The sequence below is a fragment of the Streptomyces sp. NPDC051218 genome (genome assembly GCF_044455475.1).
GTDB lineage: Bacteria > Actinomycetota > Actinomycetes > Streptomycetales > Streptomycetaceae > Streptomyces.
This window is the reverse complement of sequence record NZ_JBITEU010000008.1, coordinates 172,793-195,560: the sequence shown is the minus strand read 5'-3', so window position 1 is coordinate 195,560 and position 22,768 is coordinate 172,793. Positions and strand designations below refer to the sequence as shown.

24 protein-coding genes and 1 pseudogene are annotated in these 22,768 nt (G+C 70.0%); 9 read left to right on the top strand and 16 right to left on the bottom strand.

Features of this window, described 5'->3' with window-relative positions; all coding sequences use genetic code 11:
• Positions 1-43: 43 nt before the first annotated feature.
• A complete protein-coding gene (locus ACIBCK_RS24320; protein ID WP_399393443.1) occupies positions 44-1,648 on the top strand; it encodes an alpha/beta hydrolase in 1,605 nt (534 codons plus the stop codon).
• A 99-nt stretch (positions 1,649-1,747) separates the two neighbouring features.
• Here the strand turns inward: ACIBCK_RS24320 and ACIBCK_RS24315 are convergent.
• Together ACIBCK_RS24315 and ACIBCK_RS24310 are read right to left on the bottom strand one after the other, a co-directional pair.
• A pseudogene (locus ACIBCK_RS24315) lies at positions 1,748-1,864 on the bottom strand (YbaK/prolyl-tRNA synthetase associated domain-containing protein); the annotation flags it as partial.
• Positions 1,865-1,906: 42 nt separating this feature from the next.
• The gene (locus tag ACIBCK_RS24310) at positions 1,907-2,635 is read right to left on the bottom strand and encodes a lysophospholipid acyltransferase family protein (protein WP_399393442.1); all 729 of its coding nucleotides are present in this window, start codon (positions 2,633-2,635) and stop codon (positions 1,907-1,909) included.
• Positions 2,636-2,923: 288 nt separating this feature from the next.
• Here ACIBCK_RS24310 and ACIBCK_RS24305 point away from each other — a divergent pair, with 288 nt between their 5' ends.
• Positions 2,924-3,340, top strand: a complete 417-nt coding sequence (locus ACIBCK_RS24305) for an SSI family serine proteinase inhibitor (RefSeq protein WP_399393440.1) — start codon at positions 2,924-2,926, stop codon at positions 3,338-3,340.
• Positions 3,341-3,403: 63 nt separating this feature from the next.
• Here the strand turns inward: ACIBCK_RS24305 and ACIBCK_RS24300 are convergent, their stop codons facing one another.
• From ACIBCK_RS24300 to ACIBCK_RS24280, 5 genes are all read right to left on the bottom strand, one after another.
• Complete coding sequence (locus ACIBCK_RS24300) at positions 3,404-3,565, bottom strand: hypothetical protein (RefSeq protein ID WP_344519316.1); 162 nt, start codon at positions 3,563-3,565, stop codon at positions 3,404-3,406.
• Positions 3,566-3,650: 85 nt separating this feature from the next.
• The gene (locus tag ACIBCK_RS24295; RefSeq protein WP_399393437.1) at positions 3,651-4,601 is read right to left on the bottom strand and encodes a cytochrome c oxidase assembly protein; all 951 of its coding nucleotides are present in this window, start codon (positions 4,599-4,601) and stop codon (positions 3,651-3,653) included.
• A gap of 104 nt (positions 4,602-4,705) precedes the next feature.
• The gene (locus ACIBCK_RS24290) at positions 4,706-5,731 is read right to left on the bottom strand and encodes a 6-phosphofructokinase (protein WP_399393436.1); all 1,026 of its coding nucleotides are present in this window, start codon (positions 5,729-5,731) and stop codon (positions 4,706-4,708) included.
• A gap of 164 nt (positions 5,732-5,895) precedes the next feature.
• Positions 5,896-6,624 carry a type 1 glutamine amidotransferase gene (locus tag ACIBCK_RS24285; RefSeq protein ID WP_249585951.1) on the bottom strand — a complete coding sequence of 243 codons (729 nt, stop codon included), beginning with the start codon at positions 6,622-6,624 and terminating at the stop codon, positions 5,896-5,898.
• Positions 6,625-6,664: 40 nt separating this feature from the next.
• Complete coding sequence (locus ACIBCK_RS24280) at positions 6,665-7,903, bottom strand: MurT ligase domain-containing protein (protein ID WP_344519320.1); 1,239 nt, start codon at positions 7,901-7,903, stop codon at positions 6,665-6,667.
• 142 nt (positions 7,904-8,045) lie between these two features.
• On the opposite strand from ACIBCK_RS24280, the gene def reads away from it, so the two are divergent.
• The gene (gene def / locus ACIBCK_RS24275) at positions 8,046-8,585 is read left to right on the top strand and encodes a peptide deformylase (RefSeq protein WP_399393434.1); all 540 of its coding nucleotides are present in this window, start codon (positions 8,046-8,048) and stop codon (positions 8,583-8,585) included.
• A gap of 31 nt (positions 8,586-8,616) precedes the next feature.
• On the opposite strand, the gene ACIBCK_RS24270 is transcribed toward def, so the two are convergent.
• Complete coding sequence (locus ACIBCK_RS24270; protein ID WP_363207121.1) at positions 8,617-9,264, bottom strand: TetR family transcriptional regulator; 648 nt, start codon at positions 9,262-9,264, stop codon at positions 8,617-8,619.
• Positions 9,265-9,431: 167 nt separating this feature from the next.
• Between ACIBCK_RS24270 and ACIBCK_RS24265 the strand changes: the two genes are divergently transcribed.
• The 3 genes from ACIBCK_RS24265 to ACIBCK_RS24255 all read left to right on the top strand — a co-directional run bounded on the left by ACIBCK_RS24265 (position 9,432) and on the right by ACIBCK_RS24255 (position 11,831).
• A complete protein-coding gene (locus ACIBCK_RS24265) occupies positions 9,432-10,658 on the top strand; it encodes an acyl-CoA dehydrogenase family protein (protein ID WP_399393430.1) in 1,227 nt (408 codons plus the stop codon).
• Positions 10,659-10,748: 90 nt separating this feature from the next.
• A complete protein-coding gene (locus tag ACIBCK_RS24260; protein WP_399393429.1) occupies positions 10,749-11,192 on the top strand; it encodes a MarR family winged helix-turn-helix transcriptional regulator in 444 nt (147 codons plus the stop codon).
• A 90-nt stretch (positions 11,193-11,282) separates the two neighbouring features.
• Positions 11,283-11,831, top strand: coding sequence for an isochorismatase family protein (locus ACIBCK_RS24255; protein WP_399393426.1), 549 nt, complete (start codon positions 11,283-11,285; stop codon positions 11,829-11,831).
• Positions 11,832-11,837: 6 nt separating this feature from the next.
• On the opposite strand, the gene ACIBCK_RS24250 is transcribed toward ACIBCK_RS24255, so the two are convergent.
• From ACIBCK_RS24250 to ACIBCK_RS24235, 4 genes are all read right to left on the bottom strand, one after another.
• Positions 11,838-12,626, bottom strand: a complete 789-nt coding sequence (locus ACIBCK_RS24250) for a GNAT family N-acetyltransferase (protein ID WP_399393424.1) — start codon at positions 12,624-12,626, stop codon at positions 11,838-11,840.
• Positions 12,627-12,682: 56 nt separating this feature from the next.
• Positions 12,683-13,714 carry a PhlD gene (locus ACIBCK_RS24245; protein WP_399393923.1) on the bottom strand — a complete coding sequence of 344 codons (1,032 nt, stop codon included), beginning with the start codon at positions 13,712-13,714 and terminating at the stop codon, positions 12,683-12,685.
• A gap of 124 nt (positions 13,715-13,838) precedes the next feature.
• Positions 13,839-14,660: a helix-turn-helix domain-containing protein gene (locus tag ACIBCK_RS24240; protein ID WP_399393423.1), complete on the bottom strand. Its 822-nt coding sequence runs from the start codon at positions 14,658-14,660 to the stop codon at positions 13,839-13,841.
• A gap of 464 nt (positions 14,661-15,124) precedes the next feature.
• The gene (locus tag ACIBCK_RS24235; protein ID WP_399393421.1) at positions 15,125-16,012 is read right to left on the bottom strand and encodes a Gfo/Idh/MocA family protein; all 888 of its coding nucleotides are present in this window, start codon (positions 16,010-16,012) and stop codon (positions 15,125-15,127) included.
• A 352-nt stretch (positions 16,013-16,364) separates the two neighbouring features.
• On the opposite strand from ACIBCK_RS24235, the gene ACIBCK_RS24230 reads away from it, so the two are divergent.
• Entirely contained in the window at positions 16,365-16,811 is a 447-nt protein-coding gene (locus ACIBCK_RS24230) for a cupin domain-containing protein (protein WP_399393419.1), read from the top strand.
• Here the strand turns inward: ACIBCK_RS24230 and ACIBCK_RS24225 are convergent.
• Positions 16,784-17,728 carry a DMT family transporter gene (locus tag ACIBCK_RS24225; RefSeq protein ID WP_399393418.1) on the bottom strand — a complete coding sequence of 315 codons (945 nt, stop codon included), beginning with the start codon at positions 17,726-17,728 and terminating at the stop codon, positions 16,784-16,786. The genes ACIBCK_RS24230 and ACIBCK_RS24225 overlap by 28 nt on opposite strands.
• 142 nt (positions 17,729-17,870) lie before the next feature.
• Between ACIBCK_RS24225 and ACIBCK_RS24220 the strand changes: the two genes are divergently transcribed.
• On the top strand, positions 17,871-18,458 hold the full coding sequence (locus ACIBCK_RS24220; protein ID WP_399393921.1) for a TetR/AcrR family transcriptional regulator: 588 nt from the start codon (positions 17,871-17,873) through the stop codon (positions 18,456-18,458).
• 180 nt (positions 18,459-18,638) lie between these two features.
• Positions 18,639-20,480, top strand: coding sequence for an asparagine synthase (glutamine-hydrolyzing) (asnB, locus tag ACIBCK_RS24215; protein ID WP_399393416.1), 1,842 nt, complete (start codon positions 18,639-18,641; stop codon positions 20,478-20,480).
• A 19-nt stretch (positions 20,481-20,499) separates the two neighbouring features.
• Here the strand turns inward: asnB and ACIBCK_RS24210 are convergent, their stop codons facing one another.
• The 3 genes from ACIBCK_RS24210 to ACIBCK_RS24200 form a co-directional block, all read right to left on the bottom strand.
• Positions 20,500-20,835 (bottom strand): plasmid mobilization protein, encoded by a 336-nt coding sequence (locus ACIBCK_RS24210; RefSeq protein WP_399393413.1) that lies wholly within the window; start codon positions 20,833-20,835, stop codon positions 20,500-20,502.
• Positions 20,836-21,065: 230 nt separating this feature from the next.
• Positions 21,066-22,304, bottom strand: coding sequence for an RNA polymerase sigma factor (locus ACIBCK_RS24205; RefSeq protein ID WP_399393411.1), 1,239 nt, complete (start codon positions 22,302-22,304; stop codon positions 21,066-21,068).
• The gene (locus ACIBCK_RS24200; protein WP_367047492.1) at positions 22,298-22,714 is read right to left on the bottom strand and encodes a YciI family protein; all 417 of its coding nucleotides are present in this window, start codon (positions 22,712-22,714) and stop codon (positions 22,298-22,300) included. The genes ACIBCK_RS24205 and ACIBCK_RS24200 overlap by 7 nt, the downstream gene beginning before the upstream one ends.
• Positions 22,715-22,768 lie beyond the last annotated feature (54 nt).

Below are 22,768 nucleotides of genomic sequence, written 5' to 3'. Positions count from 1 at the left end.
CTGTTCGAAAATCGACAGGTAAATCGACAGGGGGAGGAACCAGTTGAGACGCACCACAGCATTCGGCGCCGCGGGCACGCTCATCACGGGCTCGCTCATAGCGGGCGCGATCATGGCGCCCGTCGCCAATGCCGACGCTCGCGGAGGCAGCGGCAGCGCTGACGCCCGCCAGCGCACCAGCGCGGAGGCACGTGGTGTCGCGCTCGCGGCGCAGCGTGCCGCCAAGGCCGGCATCGACTGGCAGGCGTGCCCCGCGGACTGGGGTCTGGAGAAGGCCGTCACGTGCGGCTGGGTGACCGTTCCGGTCGATTACGCCAAGCCCAACGGCAAGAAGATCAAGCTCGCCGTGGACCACATCGGCAACACCGGGACGAAGAAGGAGCGCCAGGGCGCGCTCGTCTACAACCCCGGCGGCCCCGGCGGTTCCGGGCTCCGCTTCCCCAACCGCGTGGCCACCAAGGCCAAGCTCTGGGAGAAGACGGCCAAGGCCTACGACTTCGTGGGCTTCGACCCGCGCGGCGTCGGCCACTCGGCGCCCATCTCCTGCGTGGACCCGCAGGAGTTCGTCAAGGCCCCCAAGCTCGACCCGGTCCCGGACTCCGAGGCGGACAAGCGGGCCCAGCGCAAGCTCGCCGCCGAGTACGCGGACGGCTGCGCCGAGCGCAGCGGCGACATGCTGCCGCACATGACGACGCCGAACACCGCGCGTGACCTGGACGTCATCCGGGCCGCGCTCGGCGAGAAGAAGCTGAACTTCCTCGGCGTCTCGTACGGCACCTACCTCGGCGCGGTCTACGGGACGCTGTTCCCGTCGCACGTGCGCCGCATGGTCGTCGACTCGGTGGTCAACCCCTCGAAGAAGAAGATCTGGTACGAGGCCAACCTCGACCAGGACGTCGCCTTCGAGATCCGCCTCAAGGACTGGATGAAGTGGGTCGCCAAGTACGACGCCACCTTCCACCTCGGGGACACCGCGGGGAAGGTCGCCAAGAACTGGGACAACCTCCGTGCCGCTGCGAAGAAGGAGCCCCTGGGCGGAGTGGTCGGCCCCGCCGAGCTCATCGCCTACTTCCAGAGCGCTCCGTACTACGACTCCGCCTGGGTGGAGATCGCGACGAACTTCGGCAAGTACGTCGCCGGTGACGCCAAGCCGCTGATCGAGGCCGCAAGCCCCGACCTGTCGGACACCGCGGGCAACATCGCGTCGGAGAACAGCAACGCCGTCTACACGGCCGTCGAGTGCGCGGACGCCAAGTGGCCCACCAGCTGGAAGAAGTGGGACCGCGACAACACCCGCATCCACCGTGACAACCCGTTCATGACGTGGTCCAACGCCTGGATGAACCTGCCCTGCGCGACCTGGAAGAGCAAGCAGCACGAGCCGGTCGAGGTCAAGACCGGCAAGGGCCTGCCGCCCGTCCTCATCGCGCAGTCGACCCGCGACGCGGCCACCCCGTACGAGGGCGCCGTCGAGCTGCACAAGCGGTTCAAGGGCTCGCGTCTGATCACGGAGAAGGACGCCGGCTCGCACGGCATCACGAACCTGGTCAACCCGTGCCTCAACGACCGTGTCGACACCTACCTGCTGACCGGCAAGGTGGGCGGCAAGGACGTGACGTGCGCCCCGCACGCCACGCCCAAGCCGTAACGGCCCGCCACTAGGCAGCCGCCGGACAACTGAGCAAGGGGCGGCCGGGGTATCCCGGCCGCCCCTTCGCTATGCCGCTTCCTGCGCGATCGGGGCCGCGCGCCGGTCACCGGGCACCACGGCGAGCACGTACCGCTTCGTCTTCTTGCCGATCTTCACCATCACCACGATGCACTTGGCGGCCTGCTGGAGGGTGTTGCCCCGCAACGCGCTCACCAGACTGTGTTCGCTCATGGGCACGAACCGCATGCCAGGGCCTCAACTCAGCGGCAGCCGGGGGAACTTCCGCCTGCTTGCCGCGGCGGCGCGTTCGGCCTCCTCCGCCTTCACGACCGCGGCGTACTTGTCCACGTACTCCTGGCCCGAGAGTCCGAGGATCGCGTACATGATCTCGTCCGTGACCGCGCGCAGGACCGCCTTCTCGTTCTCCATGCCCGCGTAGCGCGAGAAGTCCAGCGGTGCGCCGAAGCGGATGGACACACGGCGGAAGCTCGGTACCTTCTGGCCCGGCGGCTGCGCCTCGAACGTGCCGATCATCGCGCACGGGATCACCGGAACCTGCGCCTTGAGCGCCATCGCGGCGACGCCGACCTTCCCCTTGTAGAGGCGCCCGTCGTGCGAGCGCGTGCCCTCCGGGTAGATGCCGAGCAGCTCACCCTTGGTCAGCACCCCGAGGCCCTCGCGGATCGCCGCCCGGCCCGCCTCCTTGCCCGAACGGTCCACCGGGATCTGCCCGGCACTGCGGAAGAACGCGGCGGTCAGGCGGCCCTTGATGCCGGGTCCCGTGAAGTACTCGGCCTTCGCCAGGAAAGTGATCCGCCGCTTGATGATGGCGGGCATCAGAAAGTGGTCCGAGAACGAGAGGTGGTTGCCCGCCACGATCGCCGCACCCGATTCCGGTACATGTTCAAGACCCTCGATGCGCGGCCGGAACATGAGCCGCAGCAGCGGCCCCAGGACGACGTACTTGAGCAGGTAGTAGAACACCCGTTGCTCCTTGACGTAGGTGGACCGGCCTGGGTGCTGCGTCGTCGCAGGTCACGGGTCCTCGCGCAGCGGTCAGTTTAGGTGCGCCGCCCCGACGGGAGAAGGGGACCGAGGCCGGGCGGCCTGGATCACTTCGGGGACCGGTGTGCCCGGCCGGCGGGGCGCCCATCCGGGTGCCGCGCCGTACTCGTCCGGGTGACCGCCCGGCGTGTCGCCCGCGCGCGCGGCGGGTGCGGGGGTGGCCTGGCCTCGCTCCGCCGCAGTACGTCACCGTCACAGGAGGTCCCCATGAGGTCTCGTCCCACGCCCCGCCTGCGCCCGGCCGTGGCCACCGCCGCCGCGCTGATCTCCCTCGCTGTGGCCGCGCCCGCCCACGCGGCCGACGAAGCGGCCCCCGAGCGGTCGAGCGGCGTCTTCCTCACCGTCACCGGGCAGGACAACGCATGGGTCCGCGGCGTGCTGCTCGACTGCGTGACCCAGCGGCCCGCACACCACCCGCACGCGGCCGAGGCCTGCGCGGCGATCGACAAGGCGGAGGGCGACTTCGAGGCGCTGCCCGCGAAGTCGGGGATCTGCACCAAGCAGTACGCCCCGGTCACCGTGAGCGCGACCGGGCTGCACCGCGGCAGGCCGATCAGCTGGCAGAAGAAGTACGGCAACGCCTGCGAGATGGAGTACTCGACGGGCGCCGTCTTCCGCTTCTGACCGGCGCCCTGGACACTCCCTGAGGCGCCGCCCCCGCACCTTTCCTCAAGCTCGCGCGGCCCCTCAGGGGGTGCTGCGCGAGAGCACCATCGCCAGCGTGAGCATCCCGACGACGACCCAACCGAACCACAGCCAGCCGTTGCTCCCCAGCGCGACCGTGTACGCGGTCACCGCGACCAAGCCTCCGATGGTGAATACACCCATCGTCTTCGTTGAATCAGGCATCGCCCTGCCTCCTCCCGGCAGCCCCGACGCCTCGACGCCGGAACCGCGGCCTGAGACCATCCTCACCCGTGAGGGCCCTTTGCCGCTAGCGCCCGCGCGCGGCCAGTGATGCCAGATAGGCGTTGTACGCCTCCAGCTCCTTGTCACCGTCACGGTCGGCGGCCCGGTCCGTACGCCGTGCCTGGCGCTGGTCGGAGCGGTACCACTGGAAGAGCAGCGCGAGCAGCACGAGGACCGATGGCACCTCACTGAACGCCCACGCGATGCCGCCCGCGGCGGTCTGATCAGCGAGTGCGTCGATGCCCAGGGAGGAGGGCGGGTTCTTGTACGTACCGACCATCGGCTCGGACGCCATCATCAGCGCGATGCCGAAGAACGCGTGGAAGGGCATGCCCGCGAAGAGCTCCAGCATCCGCATGATGTAGCCGGGGCGATGCGGGCCCGGGTCCACGCCCATGATCGGCCAGAAGAAGACCAGGCCGACGGCGAGGAAGTGCACCATCATCCCGATGTGGCCCGGCTTGGACCCCATCAGGGTGTCGAAGAGCGGGGTGAAGTACAGCGCGTACAGGCTCGCGATGAAGAGCGGGATCGTGAACGCGGGATGCGTGATGATCCGCATGTAGCGGCTCTGCAGGACCCACAGCAGCCACTCGCGCGGCCCCTTGCTGCCGCGGGCCGCGACCGGCAGCGCGCGCAGGGCGAGGGTGATCGGCGCGCCCATCAGGATCAGGATCGGCGACAGCATGCTGATGATCATGTGCTGGACCATGTGCACGCTGAACATGACCATGCCGTAGTCGTTCAGCTTGGTGCACATCACGAGCAGGATGGTCAGCACGCCCGCCACGAAGGAGATCGTGCGGCCGACCGGCCACTTGTCGCCGCGCCGCACGAGCCGGACCACGCCCCAGCCGTACAGCGCGAGGGCCACCAGGCAGCTGATGAGGAAAAAGGGGTCGGCCGAGAGTTCGAGCCCCCGCCCCAGCGTGAACGGCGGCAGATCCATGTTCATGCCGTGCCCGCTGTGATCCATCCACTGGCTCCTGATTCGTGCGGTTGTGCGCTATGTGTCCGCACCAGACTAGAACGGCCCCCGGACGCCGAAGCGTCCGGGGGCCGTTCTGTCACCGCCGGGCTCTACAACACGCACTCCGCCTCGGCGTACCGCTCGTCCGGCACCGTCTTCAGCGTCTCGACGGCCTCGGCGAGCGGGACCATCGTGATGTCCGTGCCGCGCAGCGCCGTCATCTTGCCGAACTCGCCGCGGTGCACGGCCTCCACGGCGTGCCAGCCGAAGCGGGTGGCGAGGACACGGTCGTACGCGGTGGGGGTGCCGCCGCGCTGGACGTGCCCGAGGATCACCGGGCGCGCCTCCTTGCCGAGGCGCTGCTCCAGCTCGATGGAGAGCTGGCGGGCGATGCCGGCGAACCGCTCGTGGCCGTACATGTCCTTGATGCCCTCGTCGAACTTCATCGAGCCCTCACGGGGCTTGGCGCCCTCGGCGGCCACGACGATCGCGAACTTCTTGCCCGCGGAGAACCGTTCGCCGACCTTCTGCGCCAGTTCCTCGATGTCGAAGGGGCGCTCCGGCACGACGATCGCGTGCGCGCCCGCGGCCATGCCCGAGTGCAGCGCGATCCAGCCGGTGTGCCGGCCCATGACCTCGACGATCAGGACCCGCTGGTGCGACTCGGCGGTCGTCTTGAGCCGGTCCAGGGCTTCGGTCGCCACACCGACCGCGGTGTCGAAGCCGAACGTCACGTCGGTCACCGCGATGTCGTTGTCGATCGTCTTGGGCACCCCGACGATCGGCAGACCGGCGTCCGAAAGGAGCCGGGCCGCCTTCAGCGTGCCTTCGCCGCCGATCGGGATGACCGCGTCGAGGCCCAGGTCGGCGAGGTGGCCCTTGGCCCGCTCGACGCCGCCGCGCAGCTGCGCGGGCTGGACACGGGATGAGCCGAGAATCGTTCCGCCACGCGCCAGGATGCCGCCGACCGCGTCGAGGTCGAGCTTGCGGTAGTCGCACTCGAGGAGGCCGCGCCAGCCGTCGTGGAAGCCGATGACCTCGTCGCCGTGGTCGACGACGGCACGGTGCACGACCGAGCGGATGACGGCGTTGAGACCGGGGCAGTCGCCGCCGGACGTGAGGACACCAATGCGCATAGCCCGCCAACGTCTTTCATAAAGAGGGGCCCTGTGTGCTGCGTGGGCCGGAGTCCGGACCACGTCGTCCGGCGGGAACCCCGCCACCCTATAGGCGGAAGGGGGCGGGGCCGCACCGGGCGTCCGACTGCTGGACTCGGCCGCTCACCTGTGCGGCCGAGGCTTCAGGCGGGCTGCTGCGCGGCGTTCATCCGCTCGGCGCGCAGCGCCTCGTACCAGCGGTCGTCGGTCGGCGGCAGCGCGTTCACGTCGAGGGCCAGCTTCAGGAGCAGGTCCGCGATCAGCGGGTTGCGGGCCAGGACAGGGCCGTGCATGTACGTGCCGAAGACGGTGCCGTTGTACGCGCCCTCGGTGCCGTCGCCCGTGCCGTTGCCCCGGCCCAGCGAGACGCGGGCGAAGGGGCGTGCGGAGGGGCCGATGTGCGTGATGCCCTGGTGGTTCTCGAAGCCGGTCAGCGGGGGCAGGCCCAGCTGCGGGTCGATGTCGCCGAGGACGTCGCCGACGCACCGGTCGCCCTCGCCACGGGTGGAGATCACGTCGAGCAGGCCGAGGCCCGGCTCGCGCTGGCCGAGGTCGTTGATGAACTCCTGGCCCAGGATCTGGTAGCCCGCGCAGACCGAGAAGACGATCGCGCCGTTGCCCACGGCGCGCTGCAGTCCGCCGTCGCGGCGCAGGCGCTCGGCCGCCAGGCGCTGCGGGCGGTCCTCACCGCCACCGATCAGGTAGATGTCGCCGGAGGTGGGCACCGGCTGGTCGCTGCGCACGTCGTAACGCTCGACCTGGAGGCCGCGCTGGTGGGCGCGGCGCTCCACGACCAGGGCGTTGCCCTGGTCTCCGTACGTGCTGAGCAGGTCGGGGTAGACCCACACCAGCCGCAGGCTGTTGTCGCTCATGCTCATTCGTCCCTACGAGGGTCTAGAGGGTCCGGTGGGGTCAGTTGCCGACGCGGCGGCGCAGATCCTGGAACGCGGTGTAGTTCGCGATCGTCTCGATCCGTCCGGGCGGCGCGAGCTGCACGGCCTCGTCGAGGGACTCGCAGACCCGGAAGTCCAGGCCCGCGACCTCAAGACGTACGGCGAGGTCCAGCTTGCGGTCGCCGAGCACGAAGATCGGGTGACCCGCGAGACGGGTGTAGTCGACGTCCCACAGCCAGGAGGTGTCGGTGCCGTCGGCGCCACGGGCGTTGACGGAGAGCACCACCGGGGTGGGCGGCGGGTCGATCAGCGAAAACGTTTCGAGCCAGCCCGCGGGGTTCTTCGCGAGCAGCAGGCGCAGATCGCGGCCCTGGAACTGCACGACGTCATAGCGTCCGGCGACGGCCTGTACCTGGTACATCCGCTCCAGGGCGACCTGCGGCGGCACGCCGAAGACGGCGGCGACGGCGGCCGACGTGGTCGCGTTCGCCTTGTTCGCCCGGCCCGGCAGCTGGAGGTGGATCGGCCAGGCCGAGCCGTGCGGGTCGAGGACGTGGTCGCCGGAGAGGACCCAGCTGGGCGCGGGGCGGCGGAAGCCGCACTCGCCGCAGAACCAGTCGTCGCCGGGGCGCTGCATCACACCGCCGCAGGAGGGGCACGACCAGGCGTCGTCCTTCCACTCCTGCCCTGCGGCCACCCATACGACGTTCGGAGAGGAGGACGCGGCCCAGACGACCAGCGGGTCGTCCGCGTTGGCGATCACGACCGCCTTGGATCCGGCCAGACCCTCGCGCCAGTTCTCCGCCATCATGCGGGTCTCGGCGGCGCGGTCCAGCTGGTCGCGCGAGAGGTTCAGGAGCGCGATCGCCTTCGGCTCCACGTCACGGGCGACACCGGCGAGGTACTTCTCGTCGACCTCGATCACGCCGAACCTGGCGTCCGAGCCGCCCGCGAGGGCCGACGTGATGCCCGCCGGCATGTTCGCGCCCAGCGCGTTCGAGACCACGGGCCCGCTGGCGCGCAGCGCCTCCGCGAGCAGCCGGGTCGTGGTCGTCTTGCCGTTCGTGGCGGAGACGAGCACCACGTCCAGGTGCGTGGCGAGACGCCCGAGCAGGTCGGGGTCGAGCTTGAGTGAGACGCGGCCGCCGATCACCGATCCGCTGCCGCGGCCCGCCGCGCGCGACACCGCCGCGGCCGCCTTGCCCGCCGTCACGGCCAGCTTGGCCCGCGGCGACAGCGGGTCCGTGTTGCCTGCCATCAGTTCTGGATCCTCCTTGCGTACGGCGCCGCGCCTGCCCCCGGCAACGCGATGAACCTCAGCCTATCGAGATCCATTGTCAAGGCCGAACCGCGGCACCACCCCGACCCCGGGGCTTTGCAAGGACCGTACCCTTGCGGCCATGCGAAGCGGCTCGATCCCGGGCGCCTCAGGGCGCGTACGACCCCTGACCCTGCTCGGTGACCCCGTGCTGCACACGGCCTGCGAGGAGGTCACCGACTTCGGGCCCGAACTGGCCCGGCTCATCGAGGACATGTACGCCACGATGTACGCCGCCCAGGGGGTGGGCCTGGCCGCCAACCAGATCGGCGTGAACCGGCGGGTCTTCGTGTACGACTGCCCGGACGACGACGATGTGCGTCATCTGGGGCACGTGGTCAATCCGCGCCTCGTGGTGGCGGACGGGGTCAGTGTGCGCGGCCCCGAGGGCTGTCTGTCGCTGCCGGGCCTCGAAGCGAGCACCCCGCGCTTCGACCACGCGGTGGTCGAGGGCGTCACCATGCTCGGCGAGGCGGTGCGGGTGCACGGGACGGGCTGGTTCGCGCGCTGCCTGCAGCACGAGTGCGACCACGTGGAGGGCGGCGTCTACACCGATCGCGTCACGGGCTGGCGGCGGCGCAGGGTTCTGCGGGCCGCCGCCAAAGCGTCCTGGAGCAGCTGACTTCCGGCGGTCGGCCGGTTCTGAGCGGGCTTCAGAACCCGGGGCCACCGACGCGGTCGCCCGCCGCGGCGAGCCGCCCCCACAGCAGGTCGGCCAGGCTGCTGACCAACTCCGCGCGCGGGCAAGGCCGTTCACCGAGCCACCAGTCGCCCGCCGCGTGCATCATGCCGACGATGCCGTGCCCCCACACGCGCGCGAGCTGGGCGCTGCCGGGGCCGAGGTCGACCCGCTCCTCTATGACCTGGGCGAGCTCCTCGCCCATGCGGCGAAGCACGGGCGCTGAGTGCAGGCCCACGTCGAAGCCCTGGTCGCCGGGGGCCGCGGCGTCCGAGGGGTGCATGAGGAAGCGGTAGACCTGCGGGCGGGCCTCGATCGCCGCGAGGTAGGTGTCCAGGGTCTGTTCGACCCGCTCCCGGCGCTCGGCCGGGGCGTCCAGGGCGGCGCGCAGCGCTTCGAGGAGCGCGTCGGTGTGCCGCTTGGCGAGCGCGGCGTACAGTCCGCCCTTGTCGCCGAAGTGCCGGTACAGGATCGGCTTGGTGATGCCGGCCTCCGCGGCGATGGCGTTCATCGAGGCTCCGGGCCCGTCGCGCAGCACCACCCGGTCGGCGGCCTCCAGCAACTCGCGCCGCCGGCGCTCGGCAGACCGCTGCTGATCGGTCTGCTGTGTGGTGGTCTCCATAGCGTTTCTCTCCCCGCCCGTGCGATTGCGTGACGCACGCGCAACGTAACACCCCGGGCGTGGCGCCGATCGAACGGGCGGCCGGGAGTTGACATCGGCTACCGGCCGGTAACAGACTCCAGTTACCGCAAGTAACGTACGTCTTCACCGCAGGTCCTGGAGGGGTCATGGCCGAGTTCACCATGGAGCTCAACGACGAACAGAAGGAGGTCAGGGACTGGCTCCACGGGTTCGCCGCTGACGTGATCCGTCCCGCGGCCGCCGAGTGGGACGAGCGCGAGGAGACGCCGTGGCCGATCATCCAGGAGGCCTCGAAGCTCGGGATCTACTCCCTCGACTTCTACGCCCAGCAGTTCTTCGACCCCACGGGCCTCGGCATCGTGATGGCGACCGAGGAGATCTTCTGGGGTGACGCGGGCATCGGCCTGTCCATCATGGGCACGGGCCTCGCCGCGGTCGGCGTTCTCGCCAACGGCACCGAGGAGCAGATCGGCACCTGGATCCCGCAGATGTACGGCGACGTGAACGACGTCAAGGTCGCCGCCTTCTGCTCCTCCGAGCCCGACGCGGGCTCCGACGTGGCGGCGATGCGCACCCGCGCCGTCTACGACGAGGCCAAGGACGAGTGGGTCCTCAACGGCACCAAGACCTGGGCGACCAACGGCGGCATAGCCAACGTCCACGTCGTCGTCGCGGTCGTCGACGCCGAGCTCGGCTCCAAGGGCCATGCCTCGTTCATCGTCCCGCCGAACACCCCCGGCCTCTCCCAGGGCCAGAAGTTCAAGAAGCACGGCATCCGCGCCTCGCACACCGCCGAGGTCGTCCTGGAGGACGTCCGCGTCCCCGGCCACTGCCTGCTCGGCGGCAAGGAGAAGCTCGACGAGCGCCTCGCCCGCGCCCGTGAGCGCGCCAAGACCGGCGGCGAGCGTGTGAAGAACGCCGCGATGGCCACCTTCGAGGCGTCCCGCCCGGCGGTCGGCGCCATGGCCGTGGGCACGGCGCGCGCCGCGTACGAAGAGGCCCTCGAGTACGCCAAGACGCGTACGCAGTTCGGTCGCCCGATCATCGACAACCAGGGCATCGCCTTCCAGCTCGCCGACATGCGTACGCAGATCGACGCGGCGCGTCTGCTCGTCTGGCGCGCTTCGTGGATGGCGGCCACGGGCAAGAAGTTCGAGTCGGCCGAGGGCTCCATGTCGAAGCTGTACGCGAGCGAGGTCGCCAAGAAGGTCACCGCGCAGGCGGTGCAGATCCTCGGTGGCAACGGCTTCACGCGTGAGTACCCGGTGGAGCGCATGCACCGCGACGCGGCGATCTACACGATCTTCGAGGGTACGAGTGAGATCCAGCGCCTGGTGATCGCGCGCACGCTGTCGGGGATGCCGATCCGCTAGGCACCCGGTCGCCGCCGGCGACTGAAGAGTGATGTGGGAGATAGACAGGCGAGTTTGCAAGTTTGCCTGTCTATCTCCTACTGTCGTGTCATGACCGACAAGCCTGGGGACCCGACCCCCGAGCAGGTCGCCGCAGATCTCACGGCCGTCATCGGACGCGTCGTGCGACGACTGCGGACGGCGTCACCCGGGGTCGGGCTCAGCGCCTCGCAGCGCACCGTCCTCGCCCTCCTCGACCGGGAGGGTCCCGCCACCACGGCTGCTCTGGCCCGCGCGGAGCTCGTACGGCCGCAGTCGATGCGGATGACGGTGGGCGCCCTGGAGAGCATGGAGCTGATCGAGCGCGCCCCCGATCCGAACGACGGGCGGCAGTCCGTCGTCTCCGTGACCGACAAGGGGCGCCGCACGCTCACCGAGGCGCGCGCCGCCAAGCACGGATGGCTGTCGGGCGCCATCGCCGACGGCCTCGACGCCGACGAGCGGCGCCAACTGGCCGACGCGGCCAAGTTGTTGGAGCGACTGGTGCAGCAGTGAGCGCCCGGTCCACCGCACGTTCCGGACCGAGGCCCTGCTCGGTCGTCGGCCAACTCCCCGGCCACACCCACGCATAGAGAGATCCGAGTCATGACTGCCACCACCCTCGACCCCACCACGGCCCTCGTCCTGGTCGACCTCCAGAAGGGCATCACCGCCCTGCCCACGGCGCACCCGTCCACCGAGATCGTCGAACGGTCCGCCCGCCTCGCCGACGCCTTCCGCGAGCGCGGCCTGCCCGTCGTCCTGGTCCGGGTCACCGGCGGCGCCCCCGGACGCACCGAAGGCCCGGTCCGTGGCGGCGATGTGCCGGCCGACTGGGCGGACCTGGTCCCCGAACTCGGCCGCCGGGACAGCGACATCGTCGTCACCAAGCAGCAGTGGGGCGCCTTCTACGGCACCGACCTCGACCTCCAGCTGCGCCGCCGCGGTGTCACGCAAGTCGTCGTCGCCGGTATCGCGACGAGCATCGGCGTCGAGTCGACGGCCCGCGCGGCGCACGAGCACGGTTACCACGTCACGGTCGCTGTCGACGCCGTGACCGACATGGACGCCGACGCGCACCGCAACAGCATCGAGAAGATCTTCCCGCGGCTCGGCGAGACGGACACGGCGGAGGCGATCGCCAAGCTGCTGTGAGCAGCGCTACGGCGTGTACACGTACGGCGTCGTGACGCTCAGCGGCACGAAGCCGAGGCGCCGCAGGATCGGGCGGCTGTCGTCGGTGGCGTCCACCTGGAGGTAGCGGTACCCGCGCTCGGCGGCGATGCGGGCACGGTGGGCGATCAGGGCGCGGTAGATGCCCTTGCCGCGCCACTGCGGGGCGGTGCCGCCGCCCCAGAGGCCTGCGAAGTCCGTGCCGGCACAGAACTCCATCCGCGCTGAACTCACCGGCTCGTCGCCCGCCATCGCGACCACCGCCACGACCGCGTCCGGGGTCTCGGTCAGCTGGGTGAGGACGCGTTTGGCGAGGCGCTCGCCGAGCCCCGAGCTGTCCTCGCCGAACGCCGCGTCGTGGGCGTCCGCCATGAGCCGTACGCCGCGCGCGTCGGTCACCGGCAACAGGCTTACTCCTTCGGGCAGTTCGGCTTCCGTGGGCAGGTCGGCGACCTCGGCCACCATCACGGTCTCCGGCGGCTCGGGAACGAAGCCGGCCGCCCGCAGCCGGTCGGCGAGGTCGGCGGGGCGGTCGTGGGAATGCAGCTTCCACTCGAACTCGCGGCCCAGAGAAGTGAAGTACCGCACCTGCTCGGCGATGACGGCGTCCGCCGTGGTGGCGTCGACGTCCGCCCAGTGGACGCCGTTCCAGTCGTGCCGGGCGCCGATCTGCCGGACGACCGCCCCGTCACGTTCGACGCGAGCTCCGGGGTTGTCCGTCCGCGCGCCGCGCCGGAGCTGCTCGTCGTAGGCCGCCAGTACCGCTTGATGATCCATGCGCGTACTCCAGCAGCGGCGAAGGGGAGGCGGCAACCGAATTAGGGCGGGGCGGGTCACGCCTGCCAGCGACAGCGCAGGGCTGCGGTGGCGAAGCCGGGGCCGAAGGCGACCATGACGCCGCGGGCGCCGTCGGCCGGGGGAGCGGCGTGGGTACGCTCAAGCACCCTCAGGACGCTGACGCCCCCGAGGTTGCCCTCGTCGGCGAGGGTGTCGGTGGAGTGGCGGGAATCGTGCGGGGTCAGCCCGAGGGCGGTGGCGGTGTCGGAGATGATGCGGGGGCTGCCGGGGTGGATGATGGCGAAGTCAGGCGTCTCTGTCGGGCCGTACCACTGCTTGAAGTGGGGCAGGACCTCTGCGGCCGCGCTGAGAGCCTTCTTGCTGGAGTCGAAGTGGATCCCTTCCACGTCGATGCGGCCGCGCTGCCGATCGAGGCTGTCGGCCAGGACGTACTCGAAGGTGTCGTCGATCGTGATCCCCGGTCCGAGTGGGCTGTCCGTGACCACCGCCGCAGCCGCCGAGTCCCCGAACAGGGCCTTGTAGATCATCGATTCGATGCTGGTGTCGGAGTGCTGGTAGATGGCGGACAGTACCTCCGCGCCCACCACGAGGATCTTGCTTCCGGGTCGCGCGGCGACCAGTTCCGCGGCACGGACAAGGGTGTGGGCGCCCCCGGGGCAGGCCACTGTTGTCAGCGCGATGCGGCGCACCGTAGGGCGCAGACCGAGACGTTCGATGAGGTTGACGTCGAGGTTCGGGATCGCCCAACTGGTGGTGTGTGTGGTGACGATCGCGTCGATGTCCGCGGCGGTCAATCCGGCCGTGTCGAGGGCCGCGACGGCGGCGCGCTCTGCCATGGCGAGAGCGTCGTCGAACGCCACGCGGGCACGTTCTCCCATGTCGGCCGAGCCGGAGACCGTGGGCGAGTCCAGAGGCCGCGTGAAGTGACGGGTGTGAACTCCGCAGTTGCCGATGACGCGGAGGATCGCCCGGAGCCGGGGGTGATCACGGTGATGGGCGCGTATGTCGTCGGCTATCTCGGAGGTCGTGACTTTGTGGTCACCCAGAACTGTCGTGGGTCTGGACACATGGACGGGCACGAGGTGACTCCCACGGGGGCTCGGTCGGATGTGGGGGATGGGCCACAACGTACTTCAAGGTGCTGATGCCGTCCCCCTTCCGAACCGCAGAGGCAACAGACTTGATGTTCCGTCAGTGCGCGCGCAGCATGGGCGCACGCGTGTGGGCACGCTGTGCACCTGCATGGAACACGAGGATCATGAGGCGAGCACCGGGTGCGGTCAAGGGCTGCGCGGCGCACATGGTGACCCAGCCAGGGCCCTGTTCGGCGTGGAGCAGCGGCCGCTCGTCGCCGTCCGGGTGAGGATAGGGATTCCCGGCATCGTAGGGAGCGGCGGTCTCGGGATCGGCGAGAACTTCTTTTTCTATCTGGCGCAGAGTGCAGTCCTCCGGTCGCGACGCGAGGGCGCCCCGCAGCTGTGGCAGCACCATGGGCGCCCAGGCGTTGTGCCAGTCCAGCAGAGTGCGGCGGCCGACGGGGTCGAGGACCATCCATCGCATGATGTTGCCGGGAACATCGCGGCCGGGAAACATGGTGGTGAGTGCTTCGTTATAGGCGAGCATGTCCCACGAGGCATCAGTGACGTACGCCATGTGCCGGACACCGTCAACCGCCTCCTGCCACACCCCGGGCACTTCCTTCCCGGACGACGGATGAAGGGGTCCGGGCGGCTCCTGCAACAGTGCGTATCGACACAGCGACACCCACTCCTGCTCATTGAGCCCGAAAAGCCGCGCCACATCCCGCAACAGCGAGGCAGGCGGGTTGGGGTAACTGCCCGACTCCAGGCGGTGGTACGTCCCGATGGCCCGGTGCAGGAGCTGGTCCACCTGGTGCTGGGAGAGGCCTCGGGCGCGGCGCCCCTGGCCCGTGGGGCGGCTGAAGCCGTGCGATTCGGGGGCGATGAGGGCGCGTCGTTCGCGGAGCAGAGCGCGGAGCGCCGTCTTGTTCATGGTGGGTAATCCCTCTTGATGCACGCCGAGTTGAGCATCAGCAGTCTAAATATTCGCACCAGATTTGGTAGTAAAGATTGCCCGAAGAAAAACGATCAGTCGATGTTGCATCATGGTCGGAGCGGGACCGCCGACCTGCTGGTTCCATCGTCGGTGGGCACGCGGACACAACTGTGGGGCATCTTGTCCGAGGAGCTCGAAATTGGCTGAAATTCCTCGGTGTTGGATACCCCCTAGGCCCATTGGGCCGCTGCGGGATGAGTATGGATCGGTTGTTCGTATTCCGATGTGTGTGGTCGGAAACGTCGCACTCGGGACGTACGACGCATGACTTCCCGAATCGGTTCCTGGGTCCACTGGCTGCGGCCGGTGCCGTCACTCGCCATTACGTAGCGGCCACGGTACCGGCCGCCCGCGGTTGTCCCCGGGCGGTTCGCCGGTGGGGAGTTCAGCCGGAGGGAAGTTCAGCCGGCGGGAAGCTGCTCCTCGGCCTGCGCCAGGATCTCCGTGACGCGCAGACCGAACCGCACGTCGCAGGCGTGCGGTTGGCCGGATCGCGCCGACTCGACGAGTGCGTCGACCGCCGCGCGGAACGCGTCGAGCGCGCCGCCTCCCGACGGCATCAGCGCGATCCCCGCCTCGCCGCGCAGCTCCACCGTCGAACCCGAAGCCTTCGCGGGAGTGCTCAGGCTCAGTGTCGCGGTGCTCGAAGCGCCGCCGCTGTGCCGCAGGATCAGATGGACCAGGTCCGCACGGCCGGCCGCCGCCGTCACGTCGGTCACATCGCCGAGCACCGGCAGCAGGACGGAGAGGGCGTGCGGGCCGACGTCCCACAGGCCGCCCCGCTGCGCCCGCCACGGCGAGGAGAACGGGCTGGAGCCGTCCGCCGCGTAGAACGAGCTGTACCAGTCCGCGCGTCCCGCGAACCAGCCCTCCGTCGCCGCCTGCTCCTTCACCCACGTCGCCGTCGGCTCGGCGAAGCGCAGCGTGCAGAAGACCACGGACGCCACCCGGGCCGCTTCGGCGGCCGCCGCGAGGTCGCGCGCGGCGGTCACCGTCGTGGCCACCGGCTTGTCCAGGAGCAGATGACAGCCCGCCGCGGCGGCCCGCGTGGCAAGCGGCGCCTGCACGTCCGGCGGTACGGCGAACGCCACGGCGTCGCTCGCGGCGAACAGTTCGTCCACGTCCGCGTAGGCCGCGGTCGCGTGCGCGGACGCCAGCGAGGCCGCCGCGTCGGGCCGCCGCCCCCATACGCCGGCCAGCTCCACGTCGGGGTGCGCCGCGAGTGCCGGGGCGTGCGTGGACGAGGCCCAGGGGCCCGTGCCGACCAGCCCAATTCGCAGTCTCTTCATGGTCGGCATTATGGCTGACTCCATACCGTCGGCGATGATGACGCCCAGTTCCCGCACGGAAGTTGGCCGCTCTTCGCTCCTGTGCCCACTCCGCACATGGCTTGATCTCGGGACCGAACTCGGCGGTAAGGAATGCCCATTCACCCGCTATGGTGAATTTCCCTCCACTTCGCTTTGTCTCCGTTCACTTCTCCGGAGTTTCGTGCCGCGCTGGAGTGATCATCAAGTTCGCCCCGATATCTTCCGTACCCTCCGCAGAGAGCGCGGGCATATGCGCCCGCGTGCTGGCTTTCCTCAGGCCCCCAGGGGTGCCGTCCGGCGCCCCTTCGACCCGCGAAACGGAAGAGCACGTATGAACGACGCGACTGAACGCCCCCTGCTGGCACGCGAGTTGGGAATGGAGCCGCACCCGGAAGGCGGCTGGTTCGTCGAGACCTGGGCCTCGGGCCACTCCTTCACGCCCACGGGCTACCCCGGCGTGCGTGCGGCGGCCACCGCCATCTACTTCCTGCTCTGCCCGGGAGAGGAGTCGCGCTGGCACGTGGTGCGCTCGGACGAGATCTGGCTGTGGCACCGTGGCGGCCCCCTCGACCTGCGCCTCGGGGGCGACGGCGCGCTCCCCAAGGAGGGCGCTGCTCCCATGCGCCTCGGGCCGGGCATCGAGCACGGTGAGCGCCCGCAGATCCTGGTGCCCGGCGGTGTGTGGCAGGCGGCGCGCCCCACCGGCGGTGAGCCGGTCCTGGTGAGCTGCGTCGTCGCGCCCGGTTTCGACTACGCGGACTTCCGGCTCGCGGACTGAGCCGGCGCCGTCGCGGACATCTCCCGCCGGGAGCACACGGTCATGGCCGTCGAGCGATTCCCCCGGTGCACGACCGCGACCGCCGCGAGGCCGACCGCGAGACCCAACGCCGTCTGTACACCGAAGGGTTCGCCGAACATCAGCGCTCCCCACAGGGCCGTCACCGGCGCCATCAGGAACATCAGGGTGTTGACCTGCGTGACCCCGGAGCGCCGCAGGATCAGCCAGTAGAGTCCGTACCCGCCGAAGGTGGAGAGCGTCACCAGCCAACTGATCGCCACCCAGAACGACGCCTCCATCGGCGGCGTCGCGGCGCCCGCGCCGACGGCGAGTGCGGTGAAGATGACCGCGCTGGTCACGCAGTGGACCGTCATCGCGACCGCGGGCGCGGTCGGGCGGGGGGAACGGCGCTCCAGGAAGGTCGCCGCGACCAGCGAGAACATCCCGAGGAACGGCACCAGGTAGGCCCACCAGGGAGCGTCGGCGCCGCCCGTGGCGTCCGCCGCCGTCACGATGACCACCCCGGTCACACCGAGCCCGAGGCCCACCCACTGGGTCCGCGAGACGTACTGGCCGAGCAGCGGCCCGGCAAGGGCGCCCGCCACCAGCGGCTGGGTCCCGTCGATCAGGGCGGTGGTGCCGCTGGAGACGCCGAGCTGGATCGCGTAGTACACGGTGAGCAGATAGCCGCTCTGTGACAGCGCCCCTACGGCCGCCTGCCGTATCGCGTCACGTGCCGTGAACCCGCGCCAGGAGGCCCGCGTCACGGTCAGGGCCACGACCGCGAGCACGAGGGCCAGGGGCAGGAACCGCCACATGAGGACCGTCACCGCGGACGCGCTGCCGGCGCCCAGCTTGGCACCGATGAAACCAGAGCTCCAGGTCAGCACGAATGCGATCGAGAGAAGGACGTTCATGGCGCTCCTCCGAGTGAGGTAAACCGATCTGTCTACTCCTGTCCGAGTATACAGATCGGTTTATTATGGGGGCATGACCGAACTGCTGAGTGAGTTGGTGAAGGGCGCCGCGGGGCCCGAAGGCGCGCCGCGGAGGATCGTCATGACGCCGGGCGCGCGGCGGGCTCTGGACGCCGCGAGCGTGCTGTTCTACGACCGCGGTATCCATGCCGTAGGGGTGGACCTCATCGCCGCCGAGGCCGGGGTCACCAAGAAGACGCTCTATGACCGGTTCGGCTCCAAGGAGCAGATCGTCGTCGAGTATCTGGCCGCCCGTGACGAGCGCTGGCAGGCCTTCCTCGCCCCGTACGTCGAGGCCGTGACCACCCCGCGGGCCAGGATCCTCGCCGTCTTCGACGCCTCGCGCGACTGGGCCGAAGTGCACAGCGACAAGGGCTGCAGCATGGTCAACGCGCACGCCGAGATCAGTGACCCCGCGCACCCCGCGTACCGGGTCATCGCCGGTCAGAAGGCCTGGATGCTCGCCCTGTTCACCGGCCTCGCCCGCGCGATCGCGCCCCGGCGGGCGGCGAAGCTGGGGCGGACGCTCATGCTGCTGCACGAGGGCGCTCTGGTCGCACACGGCCTGCGCATCTTTCCGGACGCGATCGAACACGCCCGTGACGAGGCGGCGACGCTCCTGCGTGACGCTCGCGGTGCCGCCGCTGCCGCTGATGAAAAGCGCAGGTGACAGGCCCTTTGAGGAAGTCTTTGCCGTTGGCCGGAATGTGTCGTTCCGTGCGGCTGGCTCATTGACCGTGCGCAGTTTCGGGGAGCACGCTGGCCATATAGCTGCCATCTACACCTAGTGGGGTCTGCATCTAGTTCCTCGGGTGGTGGCGCACAGGCAGCGTGAAGCAGGAGGTAGCGCATGTGTGGCATTACTGGCTGGGTCTCCTTCGACCGTGACCTGCGATCCGCGTCCGGCACGCTGGACGCGATGACCGAGACGATGTCCTGCCGCGGCCCCGACGACCGCGGCACCTGGATCGAGGGCCCGGCCGGACTCGGGCACCGCAGGCTCGCGATCATCGACCTGCCGGGCGGGCGCCAGCCCATGACCGTGCGGACACCGCGCGGCACCGTCGCCCTGGTCTACTCGGGAGAGACGTACAACTACACCGAACTGCGTCGCGAACTGACCGGGCGCGGCCATGAGTTCACCACCGAATCCGACACCGAGGTCGTCCTGCGCGGTTATCTGGAGTGGGGCGAGGCGGTCGCCGAACGGCTCAACGGCATGTACGCCTTCGCGGTGTGGGACGGCAGGCGCGACAAGCTCGTCATGATCCGCGACCGTATGGGCATCAAGCCCTTCTACTACTACGAGACCCCGGACGGCGTCCTGTTCGGCTCCGAACCCAAGGCGATCCTCGCCAACCCGCTGGCCCGCGCCCGGGTGACCGCCGACGGACTGCGGGAGCTGTCCACCTTCGTCAAGACGCCCGGACACGCCGTGTGGGACGGCATGAACGAGGTCGAGCCCGGCACCGTCGTGACCGTCGACCGCTCAGGCCTGCGCCGTCACGTCTACTGGCGTCTCGAGACCCGGCCGCACCCCGACGGTCGCGACGAGTCCGTCGCCAAGGTGCGCGAACTCCTCGAGGACATCGTGCGCCGCCAGCTCGTATCGGACGTGCCGCGCTGCACCCTGCTCTCCGGTGGTCTCGACTCCTCGGCGATGACCGCGCTCGCCGCCCGTCAACTCGGAGCGGTGGGCGAGACCGTACGCAGCTTCGCCGTGGACTTCGTCGGCCAGAGCGAGAACTTCGTCGCCGACGCGCTGCGCTCCACCCCCGACACGCCCTACGTGCACGACGTGGCCAAGGCCGCGGGCACCGATCACCGCGACATCGTCCTGGACTCGCACGCTCTGGCCGCCCCCGAGGTCCGGGCCAAGATGATCCGCGCCCGCGACCTGCCCATGGGTTTCGGCGACATGGACGCATCCCTCTACCTCCTCTTCCGGGCCATCCGCGAGCACTCGACGGTCGCGCTGTCGGGGGAGTCCGCGGACGAGGTCTTCGGCGGCTACCTCCAGTTCTTCGACGAGGAGGCCCGCTCGGCCGACACCTTCCCCTGGCTGGTGAAGTTCGCCGAGCAGTTCGGCGACGACGCCGACGTCCTGCGCCCTGACCTGACCGCCGCCCTCGACCTGCCCGCGTACATCCAGGGCAGCTACGACACGGCCGTCGCCGGAATCCAACGCCTGGACGGCGAGAGCGACTTCGAGTTCCGGATGCGGAAGATCTGCCACCTTCACCTGACCCGGTTCGTACGCGTCCTGCTCGACCGCAAGGACCGCGCGAGCATGGCGGTCGGCCTCGAAGTGCGGGTGCCGTTCTGTGATCACCGTCTTGTCGAGTACGTCTACAACGCCCCTTGGTCACTGAAGTCCTTCGACGGCAGGGAGAAGAGCCTGCTGCGGGAGGCGACCGCGGACGTCCTGCCGCGATCCGTGTACGACCGCGTGAAGAGCCCCTATCCCTCCACGCAGGACCCCAAGTACGCCATCGCGCTCCAGGGGCACGTCAAGGACCTGCTCGCCGAGCACGCCCACCCGGTCTTCGACCTCGTCGACCGGGACCGGGCGATGCGCGCGGCGGAGCGCGACGTGCCCCAGATCACCCAGGCGTCCCGGCGTGGCCTCGAACGCACGCTGGACCTGGCGCTCTGGCTCGACATGTACAAGCCGGAGATCTCCCTGGCCTGAACCGGGGACGCCCCGGCCGTCACTGCCCCGAGCAGCTGCGGACCGTCGGCTGCGGTGGCACCCGCTCCTCGGGGGCGGGTTCCCCCGAGGCCGCCGTGGCCGCGAGGGTGTCGAGGAAGCGCTGGAGCGCGGGCGCCCCGTCAGGGCCGACGCTGCGGCGGATCGGCGGCACGGTCACCGGAGCGTCGGAGCCGCGCCGGGTCCCGGCGGTCGGGCAGGGGAGTTCCGTGGCGTCGACGGTCGCGGCCCGGCGTATGAACTCATCGACCGTAAGGCCGAGTTGGTCCGCGTTCCGCTGGACCGCTGCGTACTCGTCGGGCGTGAACAAGACCTGCACAGGCTTGGCACCGTCCATGAACGCATGATGCCGTCCGGGGGCTGCGCCGTGCGGTGCGGTTGGCATATTCACGCTCGAAGGCGTGAAACGGACCGGACTCGACATGAACGGTCGGAAAGAGAGGTAGGCCCCGACCGGACGGGGGAATCGCGATCGGGACCTACGTACTGTTCAACGGTGAACCAACAGCCGATGTTCCCAGGTGGCAGCCCCAAGGCTGTGAGCTGCGTTACGTGCCGCCAGGGCGCTCACGTCGACGACAGGCGGGCCGCGCGCATCTGTAGGTAGCGGGTCTCGGGGACGCTCAGGGTGCGCTTGGCCGCCAGCTGGTAGGCCGCGCGGGCCGCGTCCGTCTCGCCGGCCCGTTCCAGGAGATGGGCGCGCACGGCATCGAGCCGGTGGTGGCCCGCCAGCCGGTCCTCGAGCGCCGCGACCTCGTCGAGCCCGGCGCGTGGCCCGTGCACCATCGCGAAGGCCACGGCCCGGCTGAGTTCGGCCATGGGTTCGGGAGCACGGCGTACGAGGATGTCGTAGAGGGCCAGGATCTGCGGCCAGTCGGTGTCGTCGGCGCGCGTGGCCTCGTCGTGCAGCGCGGCGATCGCCGCCTGCAACTGGTAGGCACCCGCCGGGCCTTGGGACAGGGCCTTCTCGACCAGCGCGGAGCCTTCCTCGATCGCGCGCCGGTCCCAGCGTGAGCGGTCCTGTTCGTCGAGCGGGATCAGTTCCCCGTGCGGGCCGGTGCGGGCCGCGCTGCGGGCCTCGGTGAGCAGCATCAGCGCGAGCAGTCCGGTCACCGCGCCGTCACCGGGCAGCAGCGTACGCACGGAACGGGTGAGCCGGATCGCCTCGCGCGACAGATCGGAGCGGTGCAGGGCGCTGCCGGACGTCGCCGTGTACCCCTCGTTGAAGATGAGGTAGAGCACCTGGAGCACCACCGCGAGCCGCTGATCGCGGTCCTCCGGGCCCGGCTGCCGGAACGGCACGCCCTTGACCTTCGCCTTCGCCCTGCTGATGCGCTGGGCCATCGTCGCCTCGGGGACGAGGTGCGCACGGGCGATCTCGGCCGTGGTCAGGCCGCCGACGGCGCGCAGCGTGAGCGCGACCTGCGCGGCAGGGCTCAGCCCCGGATGGCAGCACAGGAAGAGCAGGGTCAGGGTGTCGTCGTCGGAGGGCGCGCGGCTCTCGCCCGGCGCGGGCGCCGTGAAGGCGTCCCGGGGCGACAGCTGGGCGGCCTCCTCCTCACGTCTGCGCCGCGCCTCGTCACTGCGCAGCTGATCCATGAGCCGCCGCGACGCGACCCTGATCAGCCAGCCGCGCGGATTCTCCGGAACACCCTGCTCGGGCCATTGCCGAGCGGCGGCGAGCAGAGCCTCCTGCACGGCGTCCTCGGCCTCGCCGAAGTGCCCGTACCTGCGCACGAGCGCGCCGAGGACCTGCGGCGCGTGCAGGCGCAGCAGGTCCTCGACCACGGCGGTGCTGTTCAGCACGCCTCGTCGGGGCCGCTCATGATGGGGCGGATCACGACGGGGTAGTTCGGCGCGCCCTCGGGAACGGGGCACTGCTGGATGCGGTTGGCGATCTCCGTGACGCGGTCCAGGCTCGCGCAGTCGAGAACCCAGTACCCGGCGAGGACCTCCTTCGTCTCGCCGTAGGGACCGTCCGTGATGACCGGACGGCCGTCCTTGTCCACGTCGACCAGACGGGTCTGCGCGGGCTCGGCGAGGCCCTGCCCGTCGACGATCTCGCCGGACTCCGCCAGATCGTCGTTGAGCGCGCCCATGAAGGCGAACATCGCCTGCAGGTCCTTCTCGCTCCACGCCGGGCTTGTCGAGTTGCCCTTGCCGCTCTGCGCCTCGTAGTCCGCCTGCGTTCCCTGAACCATCACCAGGTACTTCATGATGTCGCTCCTCGGCTGTGCGGTGGTCACCCCTTGTGGGCAACTCTCACAGGG

Excerpts from the sequence above, each read along its gene's own strand:
- ACIBCK_RS24305 (WP_399393440.1), top strand. The coding sequence starts at position 2,924 with ATGAGGTCTCGTCCCACGCCCCGCCTGCGCCCGGCCGTGGCCACCGCC.
- ACIBCK_RS24300 (WP_344519316.1), bottom strand. The coding sequence starts at position 3,565 with ATGCCTGATTCAACGAAGACGATGGGTGTATTCACCATCGGAGGCTTG.
- ACIBCK_RS24295 (WP_399393437.1), bottom strand. The coding sequence starts at position 4,601 with ATGGATCACAGCGGGCACGGCATGAACATGGATCTGCCGCCGTTCACG.
- ACIBCK_RS24290 (WP_399393436.1), bottom strand. The coding sequence starts at position 5,731 with ATGCGCATTGGTGTCCTCACGTCCGGCGGCGACTGCCCCGGTCTCAAC.
- ACIBCK_RS24285 (WP_249585951.1), bottom strand. The coding sequence starts at position 6,624 with ATGAGCGACAACAGCCTGCGGCTGGTGTGGGTCTACCCCGACCTGCTC.
- ACIBCK_RS24280 (WP_344519320.1), bottom strand. The coding sequence starts at position 7,903 with ATGGCAGGCAACACGGACCCGCTGTCGCCGCGGGCCAAGCTGGCCGTG.
- def (WP_399393434.1), top strand. The coding sequence starts at position 8,046 with ATGCGAAGCGGCTCGATCCCGGGCGCCTCAGGGCGCGTACGACCCCTG.
- ACIBCK_RS24270 (WP_363207121.1), bottom strand. The coding sequence starts at position 9,264 with ATGGAGACCACCACACAGCAGACCGATCAGCAGCGGTCTGCCGAGCGC.
- ACIBCK_RS24265 (WP_399393430.1), top strand. The coding sequence starts at position 9,432 with ATGGCCGAGTTCACCATGGAGCTCAACGACGAACAGAAGGAGGTCAGG.
- ACIBCK_RS24260 (WP_399393429.1), top strand. The coding sequence starts at position 10,749 with ATGACCGACAAGCCTGGGGACCCGACCCCCGAGCAGGTCGCCGCAGAT.
- ACIBCK_RS24255 (WP_399393426.1), top strand. The coding sequence starts at position 11,283 with ATGACTGCCACCACCCTCGACCCCACCACGGCCCTCGTCCTGGTCGAC.
- ACIBCK_RS24250 (WP_399393424.1), bottom strand. The coding sequence starts at position 12,626 with ATGGATCATCAAGCGGTACTGGCGGCCTACGACGAGCAGCTCCGGCGC.
- ACIBCK_RS24240 (WP_399393423.1), bottom strand. The coding sequence starts at position 14,660 with ATGAACAAGACGGCGCTCCGCGCTCTGCTCCGCGAACGACGCGCCCTC.
- ACIBCK_RS24235 (WP_399393421.1), bottom strand. The coding sequence starts at position 16,012 with ATGAAGAGACTGCGAATTGGGCTGGTCGGCACGGGCCCCTGGGCCTCG.
- ACIBCK_RS24230 (WP_399393419.1), top strand. The coding sequence starts at position 16,365 with ATGAACGACGCGACTGAACGCCCCCTGCTGGCACGCGAGTTGGGAATG.
- ACIBCK_RS24225 (WP_399393418.1), bottom strand. The coding sequence starts at position 17,728 with ATGAACGTCCTTCTCTCGATCGCATTCGTGCTGACCTGGAGCTCTGGT.
- ACIBCK_RS24220 (WP_399393921.1), top strand. The coding sequence starts at position 17,871 with ATGACGCCGGGCGCGCGGCGGGCTCTGGACGCCGCGAGCGTGCTGTTC.
- asnB (WP_399393416.1), top strand. The coding sequence starts at position 18,639 with ATGTGTGGCATTACTGGCTGGGTCTCCTTCGACCGTGACCTGCGATCC.
- ACIBCK_RS24210 (WP_399393413.1), bottom strand. The coding sequence starts at position 20,835 with ATGGACGGTGCCAAGCCTGTGCAGGTCTTGTTCACGCCCGACGAGTAC.
- ACIBCK_RS24200 (WP_367047492.1), bottom strand. The coding sequence starts at position 22,714 with ATGAAGTACCTGGTGATGGTTCAGGGAACGCAGGCGGACTACGAGGCG.